This window comes from Neolewinella agarilytica (assembly GCF_900110645.1).
Taxonomy (GTDB): domain Bacteria; phylum Bacteroidota; class Bacteroidia; order Chitinophagales; family Saprospiraceae; genus Neolewinella; species Neolewinella agarilytica.
Window position 1 is genome coordinate 68,138 of the sequence record NZ_FOFB01000025.1, and the last position, 22,221, is coordinate 90,358.

At 53.6% G+C, this 22,221-nt stretch carries 11 protein-coding genes; 7 read left to right on the plus strand and 4 right to left on the minus strand.

Annotated features, from left to right (window positions below; genetic code table 11):
- Nucleotides 1-23: 23 nt before the first annotated feature.
- Complete coding sequence (locus BM123_RS18945; protein ID WP_090171827.1) at nucleotides 24-1,214, minus strand: class I SAM-dependent rRNA methyltransferase; 1,191 nt, start codon at nucleotides 1,212-1,214, stop codon at nucleotides 24-26.
- 42 nt (nucleotides 1,215-1,256) lie between these two features.
- Here BM123_RS18945 and BM123_RS18950 point away from each other — a divergent pair, with 42 nt between their 5' ends.
- Nucleotides 1,257-2,408 carry an NAD(P)/FAD-dependent oxidoreductase gene (locus BM123_RS18950; RefSeq protein ID WP_090171830.1) on the plus strand — a complete coding sequence of 384 codons (1,152 nt, stop codon included), beginning with the start codon at nucleotides 1,257-1,259 and terminating at the stop codon, nucleotides 2,406-2,408.
- Between the two features lie 132 nt (nucleotides 2,409-2,540).
- Complete coding sequence (locus tag BM123_RS18955; protein ID WP_090171832.1) at nucleotides 2,541-3,314, plus strand: N-acyl homoserine lactonase family protein; 774 nt, start codon at nucleotides 2,541-2,543, stop codon at nucleotides 3,312-3,314.
- Nucleotides 3,315-3,497: 183 nt separating this feature from the next.
- Here BM123_RS18955 and secDF read toward each other — a convergent pair whose 3' ends face one another.
- Nucleotides 3,498-6,563: a protein translocase subunit SecDF gene (gene secDF / locus BM123_RS18960; protein WP_090171834.1), complete on the minus strand. Its 3,066-nt coding sequence runs from the start codon at nucleotides 6,561-6,563 to the stop codon at nucleotides 3,498-3,500.
- A 563-nt stretch (nucleotides 6,564-7,126) separates the two neighbouring features.
- On the opposite strand from secDF, the gene BM123_RS18965 reads away from it, so the two are divergent.
- Nucleotides 7,127-12,898 carry a T9SS type B sorting domain-containing protein gene (locus BM123_RS18965; protein ID WP_090171836.1) on the plus strand — a complete coding sequence of 1,924 codons (5,772 nt, stop codon included), beginning with the start codon at nucleotides 7,127-7,129 and terminating at the stop codon, nucleotides 12,896-12,898.
- 193 nt (nucleotides 12,899-13,091) lie between these two features.
- The gene (locus tag BM123_RS18970; protein WP_139211956.1) at nucleotides 13,092-14,237 is read left to right on the plus strand and encodes a carboxypeptidase-like regulatory domain-containing protein; all 1,146 of its coding nucleotides are present in this window, start codon (nucleotides 13,092-13,094) and stop codon (nucleotides 14,235-14,237) included.
- A gap of 53 nt (nucleotides 14,238-14,290) precedes the next feature.
- On the opposite strand, the gene proB is transcribed toward BM123_RS18970, so the two are convergent.
- Entirely contained in the window at nucleotides 14,291-15,106 is an 816-nt protein-coding gene (proB, locus tag BM123_RS18975) for a glutamate 5-kinase (protein ID WP_245748621.1), read from the minus strand.
- 399 nt (nucleotides 15,107-15,505) lie between these two features.
- Between proB and BM123_RS18980 the strand changes: the two genes are divergently transcribed.
- The 3 genes from BM123_RS18980 (at nucleotide 15,506) to BM123_RS18990 (ending at nucleotide 20,474) form a co-directional block, all read left to right on the plus strand.
- On the plus strand, nucleotides 15,506-16,765 hold the full coding sequence (locus BM123_RS18980) for a hypothetical protein (RefSeq protein ID WP_090171840.1): 1,260 nt from the start codon (nucleotides 15,506-15,508) through the stop codon (nucleotides 16,763-16,765).
- A 132-nt stretch (nucleotides 16,766-16,897) separates the two neighbouring features.
- Nucleotides 16,898-19,759, plus strand: a complete 2,862-nt coding sequence (locus BM123_RS18985; protein ID WP_175489464.1) for a sensor histidine kinase — start codon at nucleotides 16,898-16,900, stop codon at nucleotides 19,757-19,759.
- Nucleotides 19,760-19,850: 91 nt separating this feature from the next.
- Nucleotides 19,851-20,474 (plus strand): response regulator, encoded by a 624-nt coding sequence (locus tag BM123_RS18990; protein ID WP_090171844.1) that lies wholly within the window; start codon nucleotides 19,851-19,853, stop codon nucleotides 20,472-20,474.
- Between the two features lie 396 nt (nucleotides 20,475-20,870).
- Here BM123_RS18990 and BM123_RS18995 read toward each other — a convergent pair whose 3' ends face one another.
- The gene (locus BM123_RS18995; RefSeq protein WP_090171845.1) at nucleotides 20,871-22,079 is read right to left on the minus strand and encodes a hypothetical protein; all 1,209 of its coding nucleotides are present in this window, start codon (nucleotides 22,077-22,079) and stop codon (nucleotides 20,871-20,873) included.
- Between the last annotated feature and the right edge of the window lie 142 nt (nucleotides 22,080-22,221).

A 22,221-nucleotide genomic window follows, 5' to 3' on the forward strand; every position in this document is an offset into this window, starting at 1 on the left:
GAGAGAGGCGCAAAGCGCCCTACCTACCCCACCCTAACCACCAGCCCCTTCAGGTATTCCCCCTCCTGATGATAGAGATTCACGGGATGATCCGCGCCCTGGCTCAGATGATGCAGGACGCGACACTCCCGCCCGGCCTCCAGGCCAGCAGCAACGATGGTGTCGTAGAAGAGCTGTCGTTCGACTACCCGGCTACAGCTGAAGGTAAAGAGCAGCCCTCCGGGCTTGATAGCCTTCATCGCCCGGGCATTGAGTCGTTTATAGGCCTGAACGGCTTTATGCCGCTTGTGCTTATTCTTGGCGAAGGCGGGCGGATCGACGACGACAATGTCATAAGCATCGTCTTCGGCGTGCTCCTTGAGCCACTCCATCACGTCAGCGGCATGGGCTTCGTGGCGGGCAGCGAAGGCATCATCGCCGTTGCGGGAGACATTGTCGGTGGTGAGTTCAATGGCACTGCCACTCAGGTCCACACTCTGCACCTGCGCTGCGTCGCCCAAAAGGGCGTACACGGAAAAGCCGCCCGTGTAACAGAAGGTATTCAGCACGCTTTTCCCCTTCGCGTAGCTGCCCAACAACCAGCGATTATCCCGCTGATCGAGGAAAAAGCCTGTCTTTTGCCCACCGGCCACGTCTACGCGGAAGCGGCGACCGTTCTCCAGCACAACGACTTCCGTGATTTCTTCCCCCAGTAAGACACCGTTCTCCGCCGGATGGCGTTCAGGGAGGACGTTAGCTGATTTATCGTAAATGGTAGATATTTCGTCCCCCATCAATTCTCCGATAGCAGTGGCAATATCATCTTTCAACAGATGCATCCCCACGCTGTGGCACTGTACGACAACAAGGGAGGCGTAGCGATCCACGATCAGGCCCGGCAGCCCGTCGCCGGCGGCGTGCACCAGCCGGTAAGCGTTGGTCAGGGGATCTGCCGTAAGGCCCAACTGCGCTCGCAGATCCAGCGCGCTGGCTAGTCGCTCTCGCAGTATTTCACTGATCGGCAACTCCTCTTCTCCGAAGTGCAACACCCGCACCCGGATACCACCGTGCTGGTAGTGCCCGATGCCAAGCCGCTCTCCGTTGACGGCCTCCACGGCAACAATTTCACCGTCTTCAATACCGTCATCTTCGCGGGAGATCGCACCGGAAAACACCCAGGGGTTACGGCGGCGGAGCGCGCCATCACGCCCTTTAAGGAGAACTACTTTTTTCATAGGTCGCGAAGATACGCAGACCAGCGGACGTACCTTAGCGCCATGCGTTTTCTCATCATCGGACAGGGCCTCGCGGGCACCCTCACCGGCTACCGCCTCGAACGGGCCGGGCACGACGTTCACTACGTCGACGCCCCGGAGCAAATGGCCGCCAGCGCCGTTGCCGCCGGCATCGTCAACCCCATCACCGGCCGACGCTTTGTCAAAAGCTGGCGGATTGACGAGTTGATTCCCGAAGCCAAGGCAGTATACACTGAGTTAGAAAGCCTGCTCGGTGTCCGGTTCTGGCACGAAATGCCCCTGATACGCACACTCTACAACCGGGGTGATCGTAACGATTGGGAGGTGCGCTCCGGCGACCCTGGCTATCGGGAATACATGGAGGATCAGCCGGACCCCGGCGGAATTCCGGAACTGACGGAGCCGGTCTTTGCTTACGCCGGCGTGCGCCACGCAGCGCGGGTAGACGTTGGGACGATGGTGGCGGCGTTCCGGGAAAAAATCGTGGCGGAGGGACGGTTCCTGGCGGAAGAATTTGATTACGCCAGGATTGAGACACTTTTGGGAACCTCGAAGCGTCCTGAAGCGAGGAACGAGCGGAAGGACCTTCGAGCGTTCCCTGCTTCCCACCCACCCCGGACGCCCGAAGGTCTCCCCCGGACGCTCGAAGGTCCCTCCGGGACGCTTCGAGGTCCGGAGTACGATCAAATCATCTGCTGCGAAGGCTGGCGCGCGCGTTTCAACCCCTGGTTCGCTCACCTCCCGCACGGCGGCAACAAGGGGGAAGTTCTGATCGTGAAGACCAAGGCTCCGCTGCTCGACCGGATGTTCAAGCACCGCGTCTTCCTCGTTCCGCTGGCGGACGATACGTACTGGGTCGGGGCCACCAGCGAAAATCGATTCGACGATGATTCCCCAACTCCCCATAATCGGCAATATCTCGAAGATCGTCTCGCAGAAGTGCTCAAAGTCCCGTATGAGATCATAGATCACCGGGCTGCCGTCCGCCCCACCGTTCGTGACCGTCGCCTGTTTATCGGCGTACACCCCGAAGAACCCCGGCTCGCCATCCTGAATGGCCTGGGAACAAAGGGAGCCTCTCTGGCACCACTCGGGTCCCGCTGGCTGGTGGAGCATTTGCTGGAAGGGAAGGCGATTCCGGCGGAGGTGGATATTGGGCGGTGGGGGGCTTAGTCGGGTGCCGGGTGCGGGGTGCCGGGTGCCGGGTGCCGGGTGCGGGGTGCGGGGTGCGGGGTGCCGGAAATAAATACTAATCTTTCAAGTTACCAATAGTTATCACTCCAACTTCGAGTTTATCATCTGCTTATGTCCATCATCAATCGCCTTGCCGTCATTCTTTGCGGCTACGAATTTATTCCTCACTCCGTTTCTTATGACGGTGGCGGAGACCGGTTTTGGCACGCCGTTCCGGTTTGTGCATATCTGATGGATACTGATGAGGGCTACATCATTGTTGAAGGAGGGTTAGATGAGCATAAGCTCCGGGATTCCGGTCTCCGGCAGCGGTACTTTCCGCAGCGGGCGGGCTACCCGACCCCGCTGGTTGCGCCTCAGCACGAGATCATGTCACAGTTGGCGGACATGGGTATTAGCCCTGCCGACATCTCCCACCTCATCCAAACGCACCTGCACGCCGATCATACCGGGCATACGATGAGCTTTCCTAACGCAACGGTTTACATTCAGCGGGCGGACTACGACTACGCCCGCCAGCAATCTCCCGCCAATGGCTACATCCCGGAAGAGTTTGCGGTTCCCGCCGAACGGCTGAAGTTGCTTGACGGAGATACTATTCTCTTTCCGGGGTTGGAGTTGGTGTTTACGCCCGGCCATTCGCCGGGCCACCAATCCCCCTTACTCACCCTAAAGGATGGCCGCCGTTTTCTCCTCGTCGGCGACGTCGTCGATGACCGCCGCAACATGGCCGAAAACATCTTACCCGGCGGCATGACTAACCGCGAACAGGCACACGCCAGCATGGAGCGTATCCGGAGCATTATGGCCGAAGGAGTAACGGGTATATTTCTGCATGATGCGCAGCAAGTGCAGGAAATCGCTTTGGCACCGGAATGGCTGTAAGATTCTTGATTCTCGATTTGCGGCGCAGTACTTCGTGCTCTTGATTTTGGATTAGCGATTTACTCTGCTGCTCAACCTCCCCCTTGCACCCGCGCGCCGTCGCCCCAAACAAAAACGCGTGAACCAACCGAAGTCGATTCACGCGTTCTTTTACCGGAGTAAAAGGTTTGGGAGGAAACCTTATTACACCTTGGCTTTAGCGGGGGTACCAACGGCCTCCACCTTCTTGGCTTCCAGTTCGTCCGTAAGGTCATGGACGATCGGAGTAGCAATGAAGATAGAAGAGTAAGTACCTACGAGGATACCCACGATCAGGGCAAAGGCGAAGCCTCTGATGCTCGCTCCACCGAAGAGGAAGAGAACGAGTACCACGATCAGGGTAGTCAGGGAGGTAATTACCGTACGGGAAACCGTGCTGCTGATAGCAGAGTTGATAACCTCGGTCTTACCGCGGCTAACGTAAGTATTGAGGAACTCACGGATACGGTCAAATACAACTACCGTATCGTTAATGGAGTAACCGATCACCGTCAGGATGGCGGCGATGAAGGCCTGATCCACTTCCATGTTGAAGCCAAGGCGGCCCCAGAACAGAGAGAAGACACCCATAACAATGATGGAGTCATGGAAAAGTGCCGCAACGGCACCTGCGGAGTACTGCCACTTGTTAAAGCGAAGCAGGAGGTAGAGGAAGATCAGGAGAAGACCAATGCCTCCGGCCCAGAGGGCAGAACGCTTGATATCGTCCGCAATCGTCGGTCCTACCTTGCTGACACTGGTAATGTGGGTACCGTCACCGGCTTCCGTATTACCGAATTGCTTCAGGGTGAGGCTGTTGTCTCCGACAACCGTTTTCACACCGGTGTACAGTGCTTCCAGCACTACTTCCTGTGCTTCACGGCCTTCGATCTGACCGGTCTCATCAACGAGGTAGTTCGTCACCACGTTGAAGGTATTCTGTCCGTCAACGGCCTTGATGGTTGGCTCACCACCGAAGGGTTCGGTCAGCGCAGCGCGCAGCGCCTCGGAGTCAACTTCCTGGTCAAACTGTACCAGGTAGCTGTAACCTCCTTTGAAATCCACACCCAGGTCGAAGCCACGGGTAAAGATGGACGCCAGAGAAGCGAGTACCAGCAGAGCAGAGATCCCGTAAGTGATCTTACGCTTGCCCATCCAGTCGATGTTGATATTAGCAAACATGTTCTTGGACGCAGCCGTCCAGAAGCTCATGTTACCACCACGGCCCATCCACCAATCGATGATCAAACGACCAACGAGTACGGCAGTGAAGACGGAAGCGAGTACACCAACGATCAATACAACCGCGAAGCCCTTGATGGGGCCAAGGCCGAAGTAAGCCAGCACGCCCGCTACGAGGAGTGTGGTTACGTTGGCATCAATGATGGCAGAGTAAGAGTTACTGAAACCGTCCTGAATGGCGTTGGCCATCGTCTTACCGGAGCGTAATTCTTCCCGAATACGTTCGTAGATGATTACGTTGGCGTCAACGGCCATACCTACCGTCAGCAGGATACCGGCGATACCGGGAAGGGTAAGTACCGTTCCCAGTCCGGCCAGTGCACCGAAGATGAAAATCAGGTTGAGCAACAGTGCAATGATGGATACGATACCAGCACCACCATAGTAGAACAACATGAAGACCAGTACGAGCAGGAAACCTACCCCGAGGGCGATCTTGGAGCTGTTAATGTTAGAAGCACCGAGGCTCGGGCCAACAACGCTTTCCTGAATGATCTCCGTACGAGCGGGAAGGCGACCTACCTGAAGAATATTCGCCAGGTCAGTAGCTTCCTGAACGTTGAAACCACCCGTGATGGCGGTGTTACCGCCGGGGATGGGTCCGTTCACACGTGGAGCAGAAACAACACGATCATCAAGCAGGATAGCTACCTGACGGTTCTGGTCGTTTGCGGCGTCCGTTGTCATGCGGGCCCAGATGCGGGCACCTTCGGAGTTCATGCTGAGGTTTACGGCAATCTGCCCGTCGGGCTGTGGGCCGGAGCTGGCAGTGGTAACGTACTCACCGGTAAGGGGTGCCTTGCCATCACGCGGCATTTCCAGCACGTAGAGCGCGTAGATGTCACTGGGGTTACCCAGTTCATCCGCCGGCAGGGGGCTTTCTTCCCAGCGGAAGATAGCGTTGCGGGGGAAGAGACGCGCGATTTCTTCGTCAGCCAACAGCGTAGAAACCGTGTCCAGGTTATTCTTGGTAGCGATACCAAGGATAGCCGGGCCATAGCTGCCATTGTTAGGTGAGAAGAGGCTGAAGAGTGGGCCAGCCGTTTGGTTGGTTACTTCAACGGAGTCAATGCTGGCGATTTCAGTGGTCAGGTTGCCGAGGCTGTCCTGTGCGTAAAGGGTATCCACGCGCCAGGTCTTGGCTTCCACGAAGTTACTGTCACGACCGGCGGCGATCTTCTGACGGCGATCGAGCAGCTGATCGGCCTGAATGAGGCTGTTGATCATACTGTTATCAATACGCATTACATCGAAGAACTCAAGGTTGGCAGCAGCTTGCAGGAAGTTACGGGCACGGGCAGCGTTCTCAATACCGGGTAGTTCTACCAGGATGAGGTCGCGGTCAGCGTCGAGGCTTACATTAGGCTGGACAACGCCCAGTTGGTCAATCCGCTTTTTGAGCAGATCGTAAGTAAGGCTAACGGTTTCGTCGGCCTTTTCACGGAGTACACGAATGACTTCTGCGTCAGAGGTTCCTACGGGAATCTGGTCACGGATAGCGTCATTACGGCTGAAGATTGGGGCCAGGGTTTGATCACCACGTACTTCCTGCCAGGCATCGGCAAAGAGTGAGATGTAATCGGCCTGAGCGTTTTTCTGAGCTTGGGAGGCTTTGGTAATCGCTTCTTCAAAAGTGGGGTCCTTGGTATTTCGGGCAAGCGCTCGTAAGAACTCTCTGAGGTCGACCTGAAGTACGACGGACATACCGCCTTTGAGGTCAAGACCAAGGTTAAGTTGACGGGACTTTAAGTCCTGGTAAGTAAAGCCGCTGAAGAGCGGAATTTTGAGGATTTCCTGGTCAGAGATGCTGTCCAGGTAGACCGCGCGCATCGCGCGGTACTCCTCGCCTTCGGTTTCTCCTGATTGCTCCTGTGCATAGTCCTCAGCATCGTTTTCGACGGCGTTCGTCGGCAGAATGTAGAGGTACTGCAGTGCAGTAACGATCAGCATAACCACAAGGAAGAATTTGATAATTCCCTTGCCTTGCATAGTGAAATAATTTAAGGATTGCCCGTACTGATAGTTAAAAGGACAACCCCTGGTTAAATTGCGGGATCCGCCATAACCATTTCTGGGGACGGACCACCACTTTTGAAAAAGGGTGAAGAAGTGACCGGGTTACAATACAAAAGCCCCCCGAAGAGGGCTTTATGTTGATACCAGTCTTCATCTAGGCGGAGCCTCCCAGACCCGCTTTTGATGAAATGGCTGCAAATATACGCAGAATTTAAATTTAGCAATAGTCGTGCCACTTTGGGGAAAGACATTCTGGCAGGTAGCCGCTGCCTTGTTCTGTATTCGGTATAGAGATGACGACAAGAACACTTTGTTGGGTCTGGCGCGGACGCAGGTGCAAAGGGAGCAACTAAACAGCTGTGTTTGGGGCCCTCTCTGCTTTTTCGTTTTTCCCTTGCACCTGCGTCCGCGCCAGCTCCTGCTCAGATAATTTGTCGTCGGGAAAGCAAACTCTGCATCCCTGACAAACTCGCCCGAATACTTTCTATCTTACCGTCTGTTACACCTCAGACCCGGGTAAATTTCACTACTCGTCCATGTCGCTCCTATCTATCACTCAGGTATTTTTTCACACATCCACCACCGTTCGCCAGCTTCTGATCACGCTTTTGATCCTTAGCGCGCCGGTGCTGTCCGGGCAAGGACTCGATTGCTCCGATGCCGGCATCATCTGTGACGGGCAGGCCATTGATTACAACCCGACCGGAGCCGGAGTTGATGATTTTGCCAGTGGCAGTGGCATCAACCGGGGTTGCATTTCCGGAGGAGAGCATCTCTCCGCCTGGTACTACTTCGAGATGAACAGCCGGACACCGCCCAATACGGAGCTCACCTTTCTCATTACACCTAATGCCGGCCAAAGCCAGGACTACGACTTCGCCGTCTGGGGCCCGACCACGCAAGCGGCCACACGCGACTGTAGTAACCTGGGCAACCCCATCCGCTGCTCCTGGGCTGCATCGGGAGCATTTGGCACGGGAGCAACCGGTCTTTCCACCAGTGCTAATGACGCTACGGAAGGTGCCGGCGGCAATTCTCTTGTACGGGAACTGACGGTTAACGCCGGCGAAGGGTACTGGCTGATGATCGATAACTACGACAATAACAACACCGGCTTCGAGATGACCTGGAACGAGGGCGGGGATTATCTGGTCTGCGCCGACGACCCCGAGCCCGTAGGTTGCGGAGATGTATTCACTGACGCAGCCGGACCGGATGAGGACTACAATAATGACCGGAATTACTTTTATGAAATCTGCCCGGATTTTGAAGGAGAAGTCGTTACTATCGAATTTACGGAGTTTGACGTTGATTGTAGTGATCAGTTAACCATCTATAGCGGACTGGAGGCTACGGGCACGCCCCTGGCTGTCTTGTGTGGTAATAGTCTGCCAACAACTATCGTCTCTGATCATCCCCGGGGTTGCCTGCTCGTTCTTTTTGAATCGGACGGAGCCGGGAACGGCGCTGGCTGGCTGGGAGACATTGTGTGTATTGAGAACTGCGTGCCTGATTGTTCGGATACCAGAGATGTCCCCTGTGACGACGGAGACCCCTGTACCATTAATGATGTGGAGACGCTGGATGAATGCGATGACCATATATGTGTACCCTGTGCTGGTACCCCCATCGATTGTGACAGTGGCCCGACCACCGTCAGAGCCTGTGACGACAATGACCCCTGTACCATCAATGATATGGAGGAAATTCTCGATTGTGACAACTCCGTCTGTATGCCCTGTATGGGCACCCCCATTGATTGTGCTAGCGGCCCAACCACCGTGAGAGCTTGTGACGACAACAACCCCTGCACCATCAACGATATGGAGGAAGTCCTTGACTGTGACAACTCCGTCTGCGTCCCCTGCATGGGTACGCCCATCGACTGCGATACCGGAGCAACCACCGTCAGGGCCTGTGACGATAACGACCCCTGTACCATCAATGATATGGAGGAAGTCCTTGACTGTGACAACTCCGTCTGCGAGCCCTGTATGGGCACCCCCATTGATTGTGACAGCGGCCCGACCACCGTCAGGGCCTGTGACGATAACAACCCCTGTACCATCAATGATATGGAGGAAGTCCTTGACTGTGACAACTCCGTCTGCGTGCCTTGTATGGGCACCCCCATCGACTGCGACACCGGAGCAACCACCGTCAGGGCCTGTAATGACAACAACCCCTGTACCATCAACGATATGGAGGAAGTTCTCGACTGTGACAATTCCGTCTGTGTACCCTGTATGGGCACCCCCATTGATTGTGATACCGGTACCACCTCCATCCGGTCTTGTGATGACGGCGACCCCTGTACCACCAATGACATGCAAGAAGTGCTGGACTGTGACGGCTCGGCCTGTACGCCCTGCATGGGCGTACCCGTTGATTGTTCCAACGGTACTACCTCCGTAGAACCCTGTGATGATGGCAACCCGAACACCATCAATGACATGCAAACGGTTTTAGATTGCGGAGGAGATATCTGTATTCCGTGTATGGGGGAGGTTCCTACTTGTGAAACAGGACCGACAATCGTACGCCCCTGTGATGATGGTAACCCCTGTACCATTGACGATGAAGAGACCGTGATTGATATCGTCAATGGTGCTGTTTGCATCCCCTGTGAAGGGGTGCCCATTGATTGTGACAGCGGCCCGACCACCGTCAGGGCCTGTGACGATAACAACCCCTGTACGGCTAATGACGTAGAGACTATTCTGGACTGCGACAACAGCGTCTGTATTCCCTGCGCCGGCGAACCGCAGGATTGTGATAACGGAGCGGTTAACCTGGTCCCCTGTGACGACGGCGACAATTGTACCATTGATGACGTTCAGACCGTACTTGCCTGTGACAACAGCATCTGTATCCCCTGCCAGGGGACACCGCAGGACTGCGACGACGGGCTCACTTTCCGGGAGCCCTGTGACGACGGCGACCCTTGTACCATCAACGACATGTGGACCATTCTGGATTGTAACGGGCAAATCTGTGAACCCTGCATGGGTGAACCTGTGGAATGTTTTGACGGACCGAGCAGGGTGGTCGACTGTAACGACAATAATCCATGTACCATCAACGACGTGCAAACCATTTTGGAATGTGACGGAAGCATTTGTATCCCCTGCCGGGGTGTGCCCGCCGATTGTGACGATGCGCCCATTAGTATGAGACCCTGTGATGACGGCAACCCCGCCACCATCGATGACGTGGAAGGTGTATCTGATTGTGACAATACGGTCTGTATCCCCTGTGCGGGTGTAGCCGCGGATTGCGCGACCGGAACACAGGAAGTTCGCCCCTGTGATGATGGAGATGACTGCACCTCTGATGACGTACAAACCGTACTCGTTGCTGACGGAACTATCTGTATCCCCTGCGCAGGTGAGCCCATTGACTGCGATAACGGAACAACTTCCGTTGTGGACTGCGATGATGGTAACCCCTGTACCATCAACGACCGGCAAACCATATTGGATTGCAACCAGGAAATTTGTGTCCCTTGTATGGGAACTCCGATTGACTGTGATGATGGTCCGACCACAGTACGCCCCTGTAACGACAATGATGATTGTACCATTAATGACGTACAAACTGTACTGGACTGTAATGGTGAGATTTGCGTCCCTTGTGCCGGAGAGCCCATTGATTGTAGCAACGGATCAACCTCCATTGAAGCCTGCGACGATGGCAACCCCTCCACCATCAACGATGTACAAACCGTACTCGACTGCAATGGAGAAATCTGTGTACCCTGTATGGGTATCATTACCGACTGTGACACGGGCACGACCACCGTCCGCGATTGCGACGACGGCGACGACTGTACTGAAAACGACCAGGAAACCGTGCTCGACGCCGACGGAACCGTCTGTGTGCCCTGCGCCGGAACGATCATAGACTGTAGCAACGGATCAACTTCCGTCGTAGCCTGTAACGACAATAATCCCTCGACCATCAATGACGTGCAGACCATTCTGGACTGCAACGGTGAGGTTTGTGTCCCCTGTATGGGTACTCCCGTAGGTTGCGACGACGGCACGACCACCGTCCGCGATTGTGACGACGGCGATGACTGTACTGAAAATGACCAGGAAACCGTGCTCGACGCCGACGGAACCGTCTGCGTGCCCTGCGCCGGAACGATCATCGACTGTAGCAACGGATCAACTTCCGTCGTAGCCTGTAACGATAATAATCCCTCGACCATCAATGACGTGCAGACCATTCTGGATTGCAACGGTGAGATTTGTGTCCCCTGTATGGGTACACCCGTAGGTTGCGACGACGGCACGACTACCGTCCGCAATTGTGACGACGGCGATGACTGTACTGAAAACGACCAGGAAACCGTGCTCGACGCCGACGGAACCGTCTGCGTGCCCTGCGCCGGAACGATCATCGACTGTAGCAACGGATCAACTTCTGTCGTAGCCTGTAACGATAATAATCCCTCGACCATCAATGACGTGCAGACCATTCTGGACTGCAACGGTGAGATTTGTGTCCCCTGTATGGGTACGCCCGTAGGTTGCGACGACGGCACGACCACCGTCCGCGATTGTGACGACGGCGATGACTGCACTGAAAATGACCAGGAAACTGTGCTCGACGCCGACGGAACCGTCTGCGTGCCCTGCGCTGGAACGATCATCGACTGTAGTAACGGATCAACTTCTGTCGTAGCCTGTAACGATAATAATCCCTCGACCATCAATGATGTGCAAACCATTCTGGACTGCAACGGTGAGATTTGTGTCCCCTGTATGGGTACGCCCGTAGGTTGCGACGACGGCACGACCACCGTCCGCGATTGTGACGACGGCGATGACTGCACTGAAAATGACCAGGAAACTGTGCTCGACGCCGACGGAACCGTCTGCGTGCCCTGCGCTGGTGAGCCCATCGACTGTAGCAACGGATCAACTTCCGTCGTAGCCTGTAACGACAATAATCCTTCGACCATCAACGACGTGCAAACCATTCTGGACTGCAACGGTGAAATCTGTGTCCCCTGTATGGGAACCCCGACTGACTGCGACGACGGCACCACCACCGTCCGCGATTGTGACGACGGCGATGACTGTACTGAAAACGACCAGGAAACCGTGCTCGACGCCGACGGAACCGTCTGTGTGCCCTGCGCCGGAACGCCCATTAGCTGTGACAACGGATCAACCTCCGTTGTAGAATGTGACGATAACAACCCGGAAACCATTAACGATGTGCAGACCATTCTGGACTGTAACGGAGAGGTTTGTGTCCCCTGTATGGGCGTCATCCCCCCCGGCTGCCCGGACCTGACCTTCACCATCGAGGTGACCTCAGACTTTAATGGATCAGACCTGACCTGCAACGGCGCCAAAGATGGCTCGGCGATGGTGAGCGACGTTTCTTCCCCCTACCCGCCCATTAACTACCGCTGGAGCAATGGTGACCGGGACCGGGGCACGGAGCAGCTATCGTCCGGCTGGCACTCGGTTACCGTCACGGACGGGATTGGCTGTGTGGGCATTGACAGTATTTTCATCAATCAGCCTGAGCTGATTGTAGCGGCTCTGCAGGCCAGTGACAGCCGGTGTTTCCGGGAAAATAACGGCAGTATTCGTTTCGATGTCGTAACGGGTGGCACCCCACCCTACCGCTATTCGATCAATGGCATTGATTACCGGGACGACCCTCAGTTTGACTTCTTACCGCCGGGCACCTATTTACTGGCGATCAACGACGTTAATGGCTGCCAGTTCCGTCAGGAACTGACCATCACCGAGCCGGGAGCGGTGGAAGTAAGCCTTGGCCTCGATACTGTTGTGAATGCCGGAGACAGCCTCTTGATCGATCCGGACTACGGGTTCATTGTAGTGGATACGTTCATCTGGCAGGGCGTCAACTGTATCAATTGTCCGGAGGCAGTTATTAGCCCGACGGACTCCACGAATATTTACCTGGAGATTGCCGATCTGAACGGCTGTGTTGGCGGCGACGGGCTGAACATCGGTGTTCGTTACCGGCCCGAGATTTACATTCCGAATGCCTTCTCACCGAATGGAGACAACCTCAACGACGTGGTTTACCCGCTGAGTGGAGATGACGTCCGTAGTGTCCGACAGTTCCTGATTTATGACCGTTGGGGCGAGCTGGTGCACGCCGCCTTCGACTTTGAGCCCAACGACCCCAACTTCGGCTGGGACGGGCGACATGACGGGAAGCTCATGAACCCGCAGGTATTGGTCTGGCTGGCCGAGGTAGAGATGCGTAACGGAGAGATACGCATCATCAGAGGCGACATGGTATTGATGAGGTAGGCGGCACTTCGACCAGCTCAGCGGGGGCGCGGACGCAGGTGCAAAGAAAAGGTGGAAGAGCAGAGCGGGCGATGGGCTCCTTCCGGGACTAACGCATTGCTGCTTCCAACCCCACCCTGCACCTGCGGCCGCGCAAGAAACGTGAATGAACAAATTAATACTACAATTGTAATACTTTTACAATTACGTGCTGATGTCCCGCTTTCCTCAAGTCCTGTTCTATCTGCTTCTGACCAGCCTCTCCCTTGCCGCTCAGCAGGTTTCCGGAACGGTAACGGACAGCCTGACCGGAGCCCCCATCCCCTTTGCTACGGTCTATTTTGATGGCACCACCATCGGTGAAACAACGAACGAAGAGGGGCACTTCACCCTGCCAGCCAGTTCCCTTCGCTTTCCCGCCACGCTCATTGCCAGCCACCTGAGTTTCGGCAATAAAAGCATTCAACTCAGGGAGGCCCGCTCTTCGGTCCACTTCGCCTTACGCCCACTTACCCTAACCGTCGCCGCCGTTGAAGTAACCGACCAAAACCAGCGGCTGAAGAACCTGGAAGAGTTTCGGGCCCTCTTTCTCGGCGTCGATGACTGGGGGCGCAGAGCAACCATTAAGGGGGAAGACGCGCTGTTTTTTGAACGGGAATACCGCAGAAAGCGGCTCAGCAACGCCCGGAGTTTTTTCCCCGACGGCAAAATTCCGTCCACCCTGAAAAATGCCCGTTGGGCCGACGATGGCACTACCCTGCTCTTCGAAAAAGCGAACAACCTGACGGCCGCCAGTAATGCCTCACTGGAGATCGACCTCCCCGACCTTGGCTACGTACTTTTTGTGGACCTTCAGCGATTTCGAACCGACTATACAGCAGGCACTACCAACCGGCTGGGCACCTACTTTTGGCAACCCTATGAGGGAAATAATCCGGAGAAAGCGCGTAAAAAGCACCTCAAAAACCGGGAACGCGCTTATTACAACTCCAACATCCATTTCCTCCGCTCCCTCTTTCAGGACCGACTGGAAGCGGAAGGCTACGCCATTTATGAGGTCATTGGCAACGATGCCCGCCCCTTTACCCTCAACGATTATCTGGTTGAAACCGAAACGGACGACAAAGAAATTGTCGGTCTGAAAGGCCGCGTCTTATCCATTCTTTATTACGCCGATGGACGTGGTCGGCCACTCCCCAAAAGAAGGTGGAAACGCGCCAGCCCGATCCAATCATCTCTGCACATTGTCGGAGATCGGGCGGCCATCCGCCCCGACGGAACAACGGGCGAAAGCCCGCTGCTTTTTGGGGGTGCCATGGGTTTGCGGCGGGCGGCCTGGATGTTGCCGGGGGATTATTAGGTTGATATGCGATATGTGATTGGCAATATTTGATATACGATTTTCACCCTCTCCTAAGAACGCTCATTACCACTGGTTACCACCGTCCCTGGCCATTTGCCCTCCAACAGGGAGAGGAGAACGTGAGGAGTACGACCGTTACCAAGCATGACCGGGATACCGTTTTGGGCGGTGCGGGAGGCGATCCGGATTTTGGTGGCCATACCACCGCGACCGAAGGAGGTCTTTTCGTCCTGGATGAAATCCAGGACGGATTCGTCCGCTGCGTTGACGAGGGGGATGAGTTGGCTGCCGGGGGCATCCGGCGGGCCGTCGAAGAGGCCGTCTACGCTGGAGAGGATGACGAGGGCATCGACCTGCAGCATCCGGGCGGCGAGGCCGGCCAGTTCATCGTTGTCCGTAAACATGAGTTCGGTGACGGCCACGACGTCGTTTTCATTGACGACCGGCACGATCTGATCGTGCAGCAGTGCCCGGAAGCAGTTGAGCATGTTGTCGGCGTGGAGGTCATCGCGGAAGTCGCCCTTCGTGGCGAGCACCTGTGCGCAGAGCAGATTGTGGCCCGCAAACAGTTGCCGGTAGAGCTCCATCAGTCGTACCTGGCCGATGGCGGAGAGGACCTGCCGGCTGGCGACCTCCTCGGTCTGCTCATCAACGGTGAAGATCTCGCGCCCCGCACCTACCGCACCGGAAGAAACCAAGACCAGGGAGATACCCGCCGCCTTGAGCGCGGCGATCTGATCGACGAGGTGGCTGATGTTGGTGACGTCGAGCCGCCCGTCCGGGCGGGTGAGGACGTTGGTGCCTACTTTGATGACGAGGTTGCGATACATGGGGGCAAAAGTAAGTGCCTTGAGATGGATTTCCATCAAAGGCACTGGTCTGTAAATCCGTACTTCTCCAACGCCCAAACAAAAGAAGCCGCCCAGGGGGCGGCCTCCGAAAACAGGGGGATTAGATTGGAGAGACTTTGTTTTTTGAGAGAGCAGAAGGGATATAGGGCCGGATAGGAGATACCCGGTAGAGAGTTATAGGTGCCCGGCCCTGGCAGAGCCGACAATAGCAGGAGGTTTCTATGAATAAAAGTTGATCATAAAAATCTCCTTCACGGCAAAGGTCCGTAAGCCACCATTTCTATGGTAGTAACTTTAGTTAGTGGCATTTACGATGAAGGCACCTGATCTTTGGATTATTGATTTGGTGCAAGTGCTTTTTGTTCTTACCTCATTAATCCCCTAACTTACTACTCTCACCACCCATTACACACTATGACACAAGAAGAACTCCCCAAAAAAGAAGATTACTTTGCCCAACTAAACACCGTCGAAAAACTGGTTTTCAATCGACTGGTTGGCGAGCGGAAGGTCGACGACGCCTACGCCGAGGTGCACCAGGAAATGGAACAACTCACCATTACGGCGGGCTTCACCATTGATAATATCGGAGACTTGATGGCCGGGTTCCGGTCAGACCGGCAGGCAGAAAAAGATCAGGAAGTGGAACGGATCATGGCGGAATGCAAAGGCGATCCCGTTCCAGTGCAGCCTGTTATTCCCCAATTGATTGGTTGGGTGTTCAAATTTCCAAAAAATGAGGGCACCCGACTCGTGCGCAACATTCGGGTGGAACGGATGGATATGTTTCTATCCGCCACGAGCACCACTTTCCCCGAAACTCCGCTTAAGCACACGAACGGCGATATGGTGACGCTGCGTCCGAAGATCTTTTACCAGCGCTCTACCGTAAATACTGACGAGTTTGCCCTACCCTATGGCGTCGCCTTTCCACACACCGAGCCCGGTATGTTCGACGCCCCAGACCTGACCATGGCCGACCTGGAGGGATACTTCCGCTGGTCTGACCTGGCCATGCTGCAACGGGGTCACCTCGCGGATTTTGCCGACTTTATTTTCGCCGACGGAGCGTCTGTATACAACGACCTGTTCTTCAGTGGCGCTCGGCTTGATTACCAGACGATGCATAACCCTTCCATGCGGCTAGAGCAAGTCAATCTGAAAGATTCAGCTACTTCCATCCTCGTTGGACAACCCGAAAGCCGGACACCCTTTACGCTGAAGGCGGAGCCTTTCATCGCGGCTACGCGAAACAAGAAGGATGGAAGCAGTGCAGGGGAAAAGGAGGTTGTGCAGGGTAGTGTGGCTTTTGTGGCAGGAGGGGCTGCCACGGCAAATGCTGTAGAGGAGGAGAGTGAATCTCCTCCGATTTCAGCGCATTTATACCCTTGTCCGACCATTTGGGAATACAGCAATGAAGTGGCGACAATTGCGGCCCGACAAACGGGCAGTAACGAGCCGGCATTGATGAAGACCTTCCGCTCATCTTTTTATCAACGATTCAATGGTGCCAATCCAGAACCAATTTTAGTAGAATCGGTAACTCTCACGAATAGGCCAAGGACATTACCGGTAAATAGTCCTGCCAATAATGATAGTTCCAACAATGCCAACAAAGGGTGCCTCGGTATAGCTTTAACCATCATTCTGCTGATTATTTGCTTATTAGTATAAATGAAGCTGCAAAATTTTCGCCTTTTACGCTTAACGGGCTGCGCCCTTTTCATTCTTCTGTTGTGGCCAGATTTATGGGGTCAATATCAGCTTTCACCGCTGGAAATTGACCCTGCTTATTTACCAGATCGCATGGATAGGCTGTCCATCTCAACGGACGGATTTTACTGGATTGGTGGTGCCCGGGGTTTATTTCGCTTCACTGGAGAAAGTATCGAGGAAGTGATCCTGAAAGATCATCAAGGTCATATAAGCAAAGACAAGAGTATTCAGAGCAAAATGATCGAAGACGATATTGGCAGACTTTGGTTCTCTGCCATTTCTTCATTCTTTTGCTATGACCCTGTTTCGGAGAAGGTCAGCAGTCATTCAATTGAAGCTAACGGTCTGCAACTGAAGGCGGACTACCAGCCTTTTCACTTTGATCATGACGAACAAGAACTCTGGCTCAAAGCCGGAGACCGTCTTTGGGCTTATCAGGTTCATTCGGGCAATCACAGACCATTAAGCGAGCCAAGTAATGCCGTACATTATTCTGTCTTCCCACTTGGGGGGCAAGCTTATCGAATATGCGGTTCACGATGGATGTTTGCCGCGATGGAGCTCATTGAGATAAGGCCTGGTGAATCACCGGCGGAAGTAAAAGAAGTAATCCCGCAAGAAGAGGTAATTTGTACACTGCAACTATCACCTGATTCTATTCTACTAGGAACAAGGAGAGGACTAAAACTATTGGATTTCAACAAGCCCGTCCTAAGAGCGGAAGCTTTTCTCTCGGATAAGCTGGAAGTAGATGTTTCCAGTTTGGAGAAAACCGAAGACGGGCGCATACTTGCCTCCTTTACGGGCATGGGAGTGGCTCTTATCGACCTGCCATCGGGTCAAATCACAGAACTTCTTGCTGATAAAGAAGGGAAAAAAGCGAGCGCTCCCGATCAGTTAGTAAAAGACCTTAACGGTCATTTTCTTTCGACTCAGCTCAACGATGGTATTCTACGAATCAAACGCGACACTCTTCACATATTTAACCCAGTCCCAACCATTAAGGCACCAATAAGAGAGATGCGACTGGATGAAGATGGTAATAAGTATTTGCTTTTAAACGATGGAATGGTTTGGCGGCAATCCCAAACTGGCAGCTGGACGAATCTACTGGCTGGCGTTCCCGACCATAAACTACCCAAAACGGGTTCATTGGCAATGTTTCGGGATAGTTTGATCATAGTGGGAAGCCGTCATTTATGGTTAATCACTCCTGGTGGCAGGGAGTACTTTTCATTTCCTGAAGACTTCATTGACCGGCTTATGGAGCAAACCGAAAAACCACCGTTGGTCATTACCAGAGCAGGTATTCAGTCCATTAATATTCAAAACGGTGAGCTGGACTTACTTCCTATTCCAAGTCTCCGAGCAGTTAGTCCATATTTTTTCAGCAATTTTTTCCCGCTAGATGATCAGCAATTCATAGTAAACCGGCAGCCTAGTGCTCTCTTACACATTTCGACTGCTGATGAGACCTATGCCATAAAAGACACGACGAAAGGGATCGGTGAAATATACTGTACCCGGCAAATACAGGATGGCTGGATCTATGCAGCAGGAAACGAAGGTTTATTCCTGCTGCATAGATCCGGCCACCAACAAATACCCTTGAAGATTGGGCGTATCGTAAATCCGAGCATTCAAACCATGACTGAGGACGATCAAGGAAATCTTTGGTTAGGCACTATGAACGGGCTACTAACTTACCGGCCTAGCGACAGCTCCCTGAGCTACTTTGGCAAAAGGGATGGGTTACTCTCCGAGCAATTTCAAAACACCCCTCCAATAACCCTCCCCAACGGAGAAATCTGGATGGCCACCGACGCCGGAGTAGTCGCCTTCCAGCCCGAAAAACTCCTCCAGCAAAAACACCACCGCGACCCCTACATCGCCAAAATCTGGACCAACGAAGAGCCCTTGCAATCCGACACCTCCAGCCATTACCTGAAGCGGCTGGAATTGAACTACCTCCGCAACACGCTCAAGTTCAAGGTGGCAGCGAAGGGTTTTGGTCGTTCGGCGGCCTCGGGCATTCGCTATCAGATGCAGGGCTATGAGGAGAAGGCAGCCTATACGGATTTCAACACGACCATCCGCTATCCGAATCTGCCGCCGGGGAACTATACCTTACAGTTGACGGCCATTAATCAGAATGGACTCCCGTCGGGTGTACGGGAGCTGGCGGTGATCATTCGCCCGCCGTTTACGCAGACACTGACGTTTAAGTTACTGGCGGGGTTGGGGTTAATCTTATTAGTCGGCAGCGGCTACGCCATACTGCTGAGTCGGGAGCGGCAGCGGCAGCGCCGCATCCAGGAGCAGCAGGCGCGGCTGGCGGCGGAGCGGGACCGTATTGCGGGGGAAGTGCACGACGATCTCGGCGGGCAGCTGTCCAGCATCATGTACCTCAGCGAAGAGTTGCTATTGACGGAAGCATCACCCGGCACGGAGCGAGAGCTGAGCCGCATCAACGAGCTTTCACGCAACAGCCTGCAGAACGTGCGGGACATCATCTTTGCCCTCGACAACCGCCGCAGTACCGTAGCAGACCTCGGGGAACAGTTGCGGGGCAGCGGGGGAGAGTTCTTTGCCGACCACCAGGTCCGCTTCAACTACGAAGAAAAGCTTGATGCGCCAGACACCGTGCTCAGCAGCCGGCAAAAACGCAACCTCACCCTGATCATAAAAGAAGCCTGGCACAACACGGCCAAGCACGCACAAGCCACGGAAGTGAACGTTCATTACCAACAAGACAACAAGCTGCTTACCGTCGTCGTGTCCGACAATGGTAAGGGCTTTAACGAGCCCGTCTCCGCCACCGCGACCGGCGGCTATGGGTTGGATAATATGCGGGAAAAAGCGACCTCCATCGGGGGGGAGCTGAGCATAGATTCCACCCCTGGGCGGGGAACCCGGTTGACGCTGCTGGTCCCCGTTTCCAGAGCAGATTAATGGCTTTAGGCTTTGCTCCTTTTACCCTTGCCTGCACCTGCGGCCTCGCCTGAACTTACCGAAGGGCTCCGTCGCCCCAAAAACCATTCTAATGAAGAAAGTCACCATCGTTGAAGACCGCCGCGAAATCGCCGACAGCATCGGCCGGGCCATTGATCGAGATGCCGAACTGGCACTGGCCGGCGTTTATTACTCCGCCGAAGACGCCCTTTCCGTACTGGCCGCTGACCGGCCCGATATAATTCTGATGGACATCGGTTTGCCCCGCATGAACGGCATCGAGTGTATGGTACGCAGCAAGGACCTGCTGCCCGCAACGGCCGTGTTGATGTTCACCGTATTCGATACGGAAGACAAGCTCTTCGACGCGCTTCGTTTCGGGGCCGATGGCTATATCCTTAAAAAGGAAGGCATCATCGGTGCCATGCGTGCGATTCGGGAACTGGCGGCCGGAGGAGCCCCCATGAGTCGGGAAATGGCAAAAAAAGTCCTCACCAGTCTGCGTACCCCGACCAACGCCTCCCGCCCACTCGACCAGCTTACGCCCCGGCAAAACGATATTCTAAGCCTGTTGGCGGAAGGAAAATCCAACCGCGAAGTTGCCAGTCAGCTAGCGCTTACCGAAGGGACCGTAAAGCAACATGTACACGCCATTTACCGGGTTTTGCAGGTCGCTAACCGGGTGGAAGCGGTTAACCTGTTTTTACGCCGATGAATTTTGAGGAATAAGAAGACGGCTGGGCCCTTGTAACCGATGTATTCGCTTTAATCCTTAATAAAAGGTCCGTCAATCATTTCTGATTGACGGACAAACCATAAAATGATTCACGAATTCGTGAATGGCCAGACACTGGCTAAAATATTCTTACCCGAAAGGCAAAAGGTTTATTTCCTGAGAGTAATAGGGAAGTCTTATTTCTGAACCTGACAAAAAGCAAAAGACTATCTACATCTTTCATAACGACAGCTAAGTTCAGCTGAAAGACATTGTGACAAAAGCTTACTTCGGGAAGCCCCAATGAAAAACTCGTAGATTTAGCAAAAAAACACCACCTAAAGACCTAAAAGTCAGTTAATTAACCTACACAACAAAATTGGTGAAAATCAGCCCCTACTGATCAATACACTGCAGTTTTTTCCTCAACCATTCACCAGAGATATGTCGGTAATCTCCCAACTTAGCAAGAATTGTCGTTCTTTTTTCCCATAGATACTGGCTTCTTTCTACTGAGTCAGGCCGGTTCTCGTAGTGCCTTCGAAGTTCCCTTAAATCCGTGAATGCGTCCAGCCATTGCATGAAATGGTCAGCGTGATAGAGGTAGATTTCCTTTCTTTTCGCCAGGTCATTTATGTTGGCCCGCATGGTTTTAACCAGAGCAGGTGGGTTTGTTCCCAACTTATTAGCAGCCTTTGCACTCAACTTATTACCTGCATGAATCAGCTCGTCATGAATCATTAACTCCATCCGGCGCGTACTCAGTTTGATCAAGTCGTTTTCAGACACATCAATAAGCGGGATTTGCTTTGCAGCCCCGACGAAGTCTTCTAAATGAAAATCACGCCGCATTCTACATTGTGCAATACAACTAATACGGCGACTACTATGCAACTTCAGCCTGTAGGCTTTGATAAAGGCCTCGGTCCAGTCTTTTAAGGTAAAGCTATCATTTGGTTCAATACCTTTCATCTTCACTTTCGTCCAATCAAGCTTCTTATCATTTAGCAGGATAATCATCATCATGGAAATGAACAAGAGACTTGGTAATGAGCATTTAACGCCCTTTACCCCTGTGCTGTACTTGCCTTCAATTTGATATTTAGCCAAATCCATCGCAATTTTCAGGTAGCCAGGAACCTGGTTATTTATAGCGGCAAAACAGTAGTTGCCGAGGTGGGAAAGAGAGTAGATATAATCTTCCAGGTCTAAATCTTCTTTGTGCTTTAGAAGATAATCGGTGTGTTCGCTAATTAGCTTTGGGGTATCTGCGTCCTCTCTGGGCAGCTGAACTAATTCAGTTGTTCTCCAATAAGCATACAGGGGAGGTTCTGACTTTATTTGCTCCAGGCGCCGGGCAACCGTAGCGAGTAAGCCATTAAAGTCTTCGCTTTTAAGCGAAACGTTTTTCTCATTGAAAGCGAGGGGGTAACTCAGGAATCTGGCGTACAAGCGTAAACCATTGAGCAAAGTGATTCGATCAGCGTACCAGGCGACCAATGAAAGACCAGTAGGAGGAATATGCGTTTCGCTGACATGTTCCGATTGCATTATTTTTTCGTAGGCTTCTTCGAGTTCAGATGCATATAAATCGGTAGTAGTCATAGTCGATTCAAGTAAGTCGGTGTTTTAAAGCAGTGTCTGAAAAACTAAGAGCGTGTCTAAAATTATGATTTCTTCGATATAAAGGCTGTCAGTCGTATTTTGTAAGTCGCCAAACTATACAGAATATGACCAAGCAGTGGGC

What these genes read in the sequence shown, in the direction of transcription:
- BM123_RS18985 (WP_175489464.1), top strand. Translation starts at nt 16,898, where the DNA reads ATGGATAGGCTGTCCATCTCAACGGACGGATTTTACTGGATTGGTGGT.
- proB (WP_245748621.1), bottom strand. Translation starts at nt 15,106, where the DNA reads ATGGAAATCCATCTCAAGGCACTTACTTTTGCCCCCATGTATCGCAAC.
- BM123_RS18950 (WP_090171830.1), top strand. Translation starts at nt 1,257, where the DNA reads ATGCGTTTTCTCATCATCGGACAGGGCCTCGCGGGCACCCTCACCGGC.
- BM123_RS18945 (WP_090171827.1), bottom strand. Translation starts at nt 1,214, where the DNA reads ATGAAAAAAGTAGTTCTCCTTAAAGGGCGTGATGGCGCGCTCCGCCGC.
- BM123_RS18970 (WP_139211956.1), top strand. Translation starts at nt 13,092, where the DNA reads ATGTCCCGCTTTCCTCAAGTCCTGTTCTATCTGCTTCTGACCAGCCTC.
- BM123_RS18965 (WP_090171836.1), top strand. Translation starts at nt 7,127, where the DNA reads ATGTCGCTCCTATCTATCACTCAGGTATTTTTTCACACATCCACCACC.
- BM123_RS18990 (WP_090171844.1), top strand. Translation starts at nt 19,851, where the DNA reads ATGAAGAAAGTCACCATCGTTGAAGACCGCCGCGAAATCGCCGACAGC.
- BM123_RS18955 (WP_090171832.1), top strand. Translation starts at nt 2,541, where the DNA reads ATGTCCATCATCAATCGCCTTGCCGTCATTCTTTGCGGCTACGAATTT.
- BM123_RS18980 (WP_090171840.1), top strand. Translation starts at nt 15,506, where the DNA reads ATGACACAAGAAGAACTCCCCAAAAAAGAAGATTACTTTGCCCAACTA.
- BM123_RS18995 (WP_090171845.1), bottom strand. Translation starts at nt 22,079, where the DNA reads ATGACTACTACCGATTTATATGCATCTGAACTCGAAGAAGCCTACGAA.
- secDF (WP_090171834.1), bottom strand. Translation starts at nt 6,563, where the DNA reads ATGCAAGGCAAGGGAATTATCAAATTCTTCCTTGTGGTTATGCTGATC.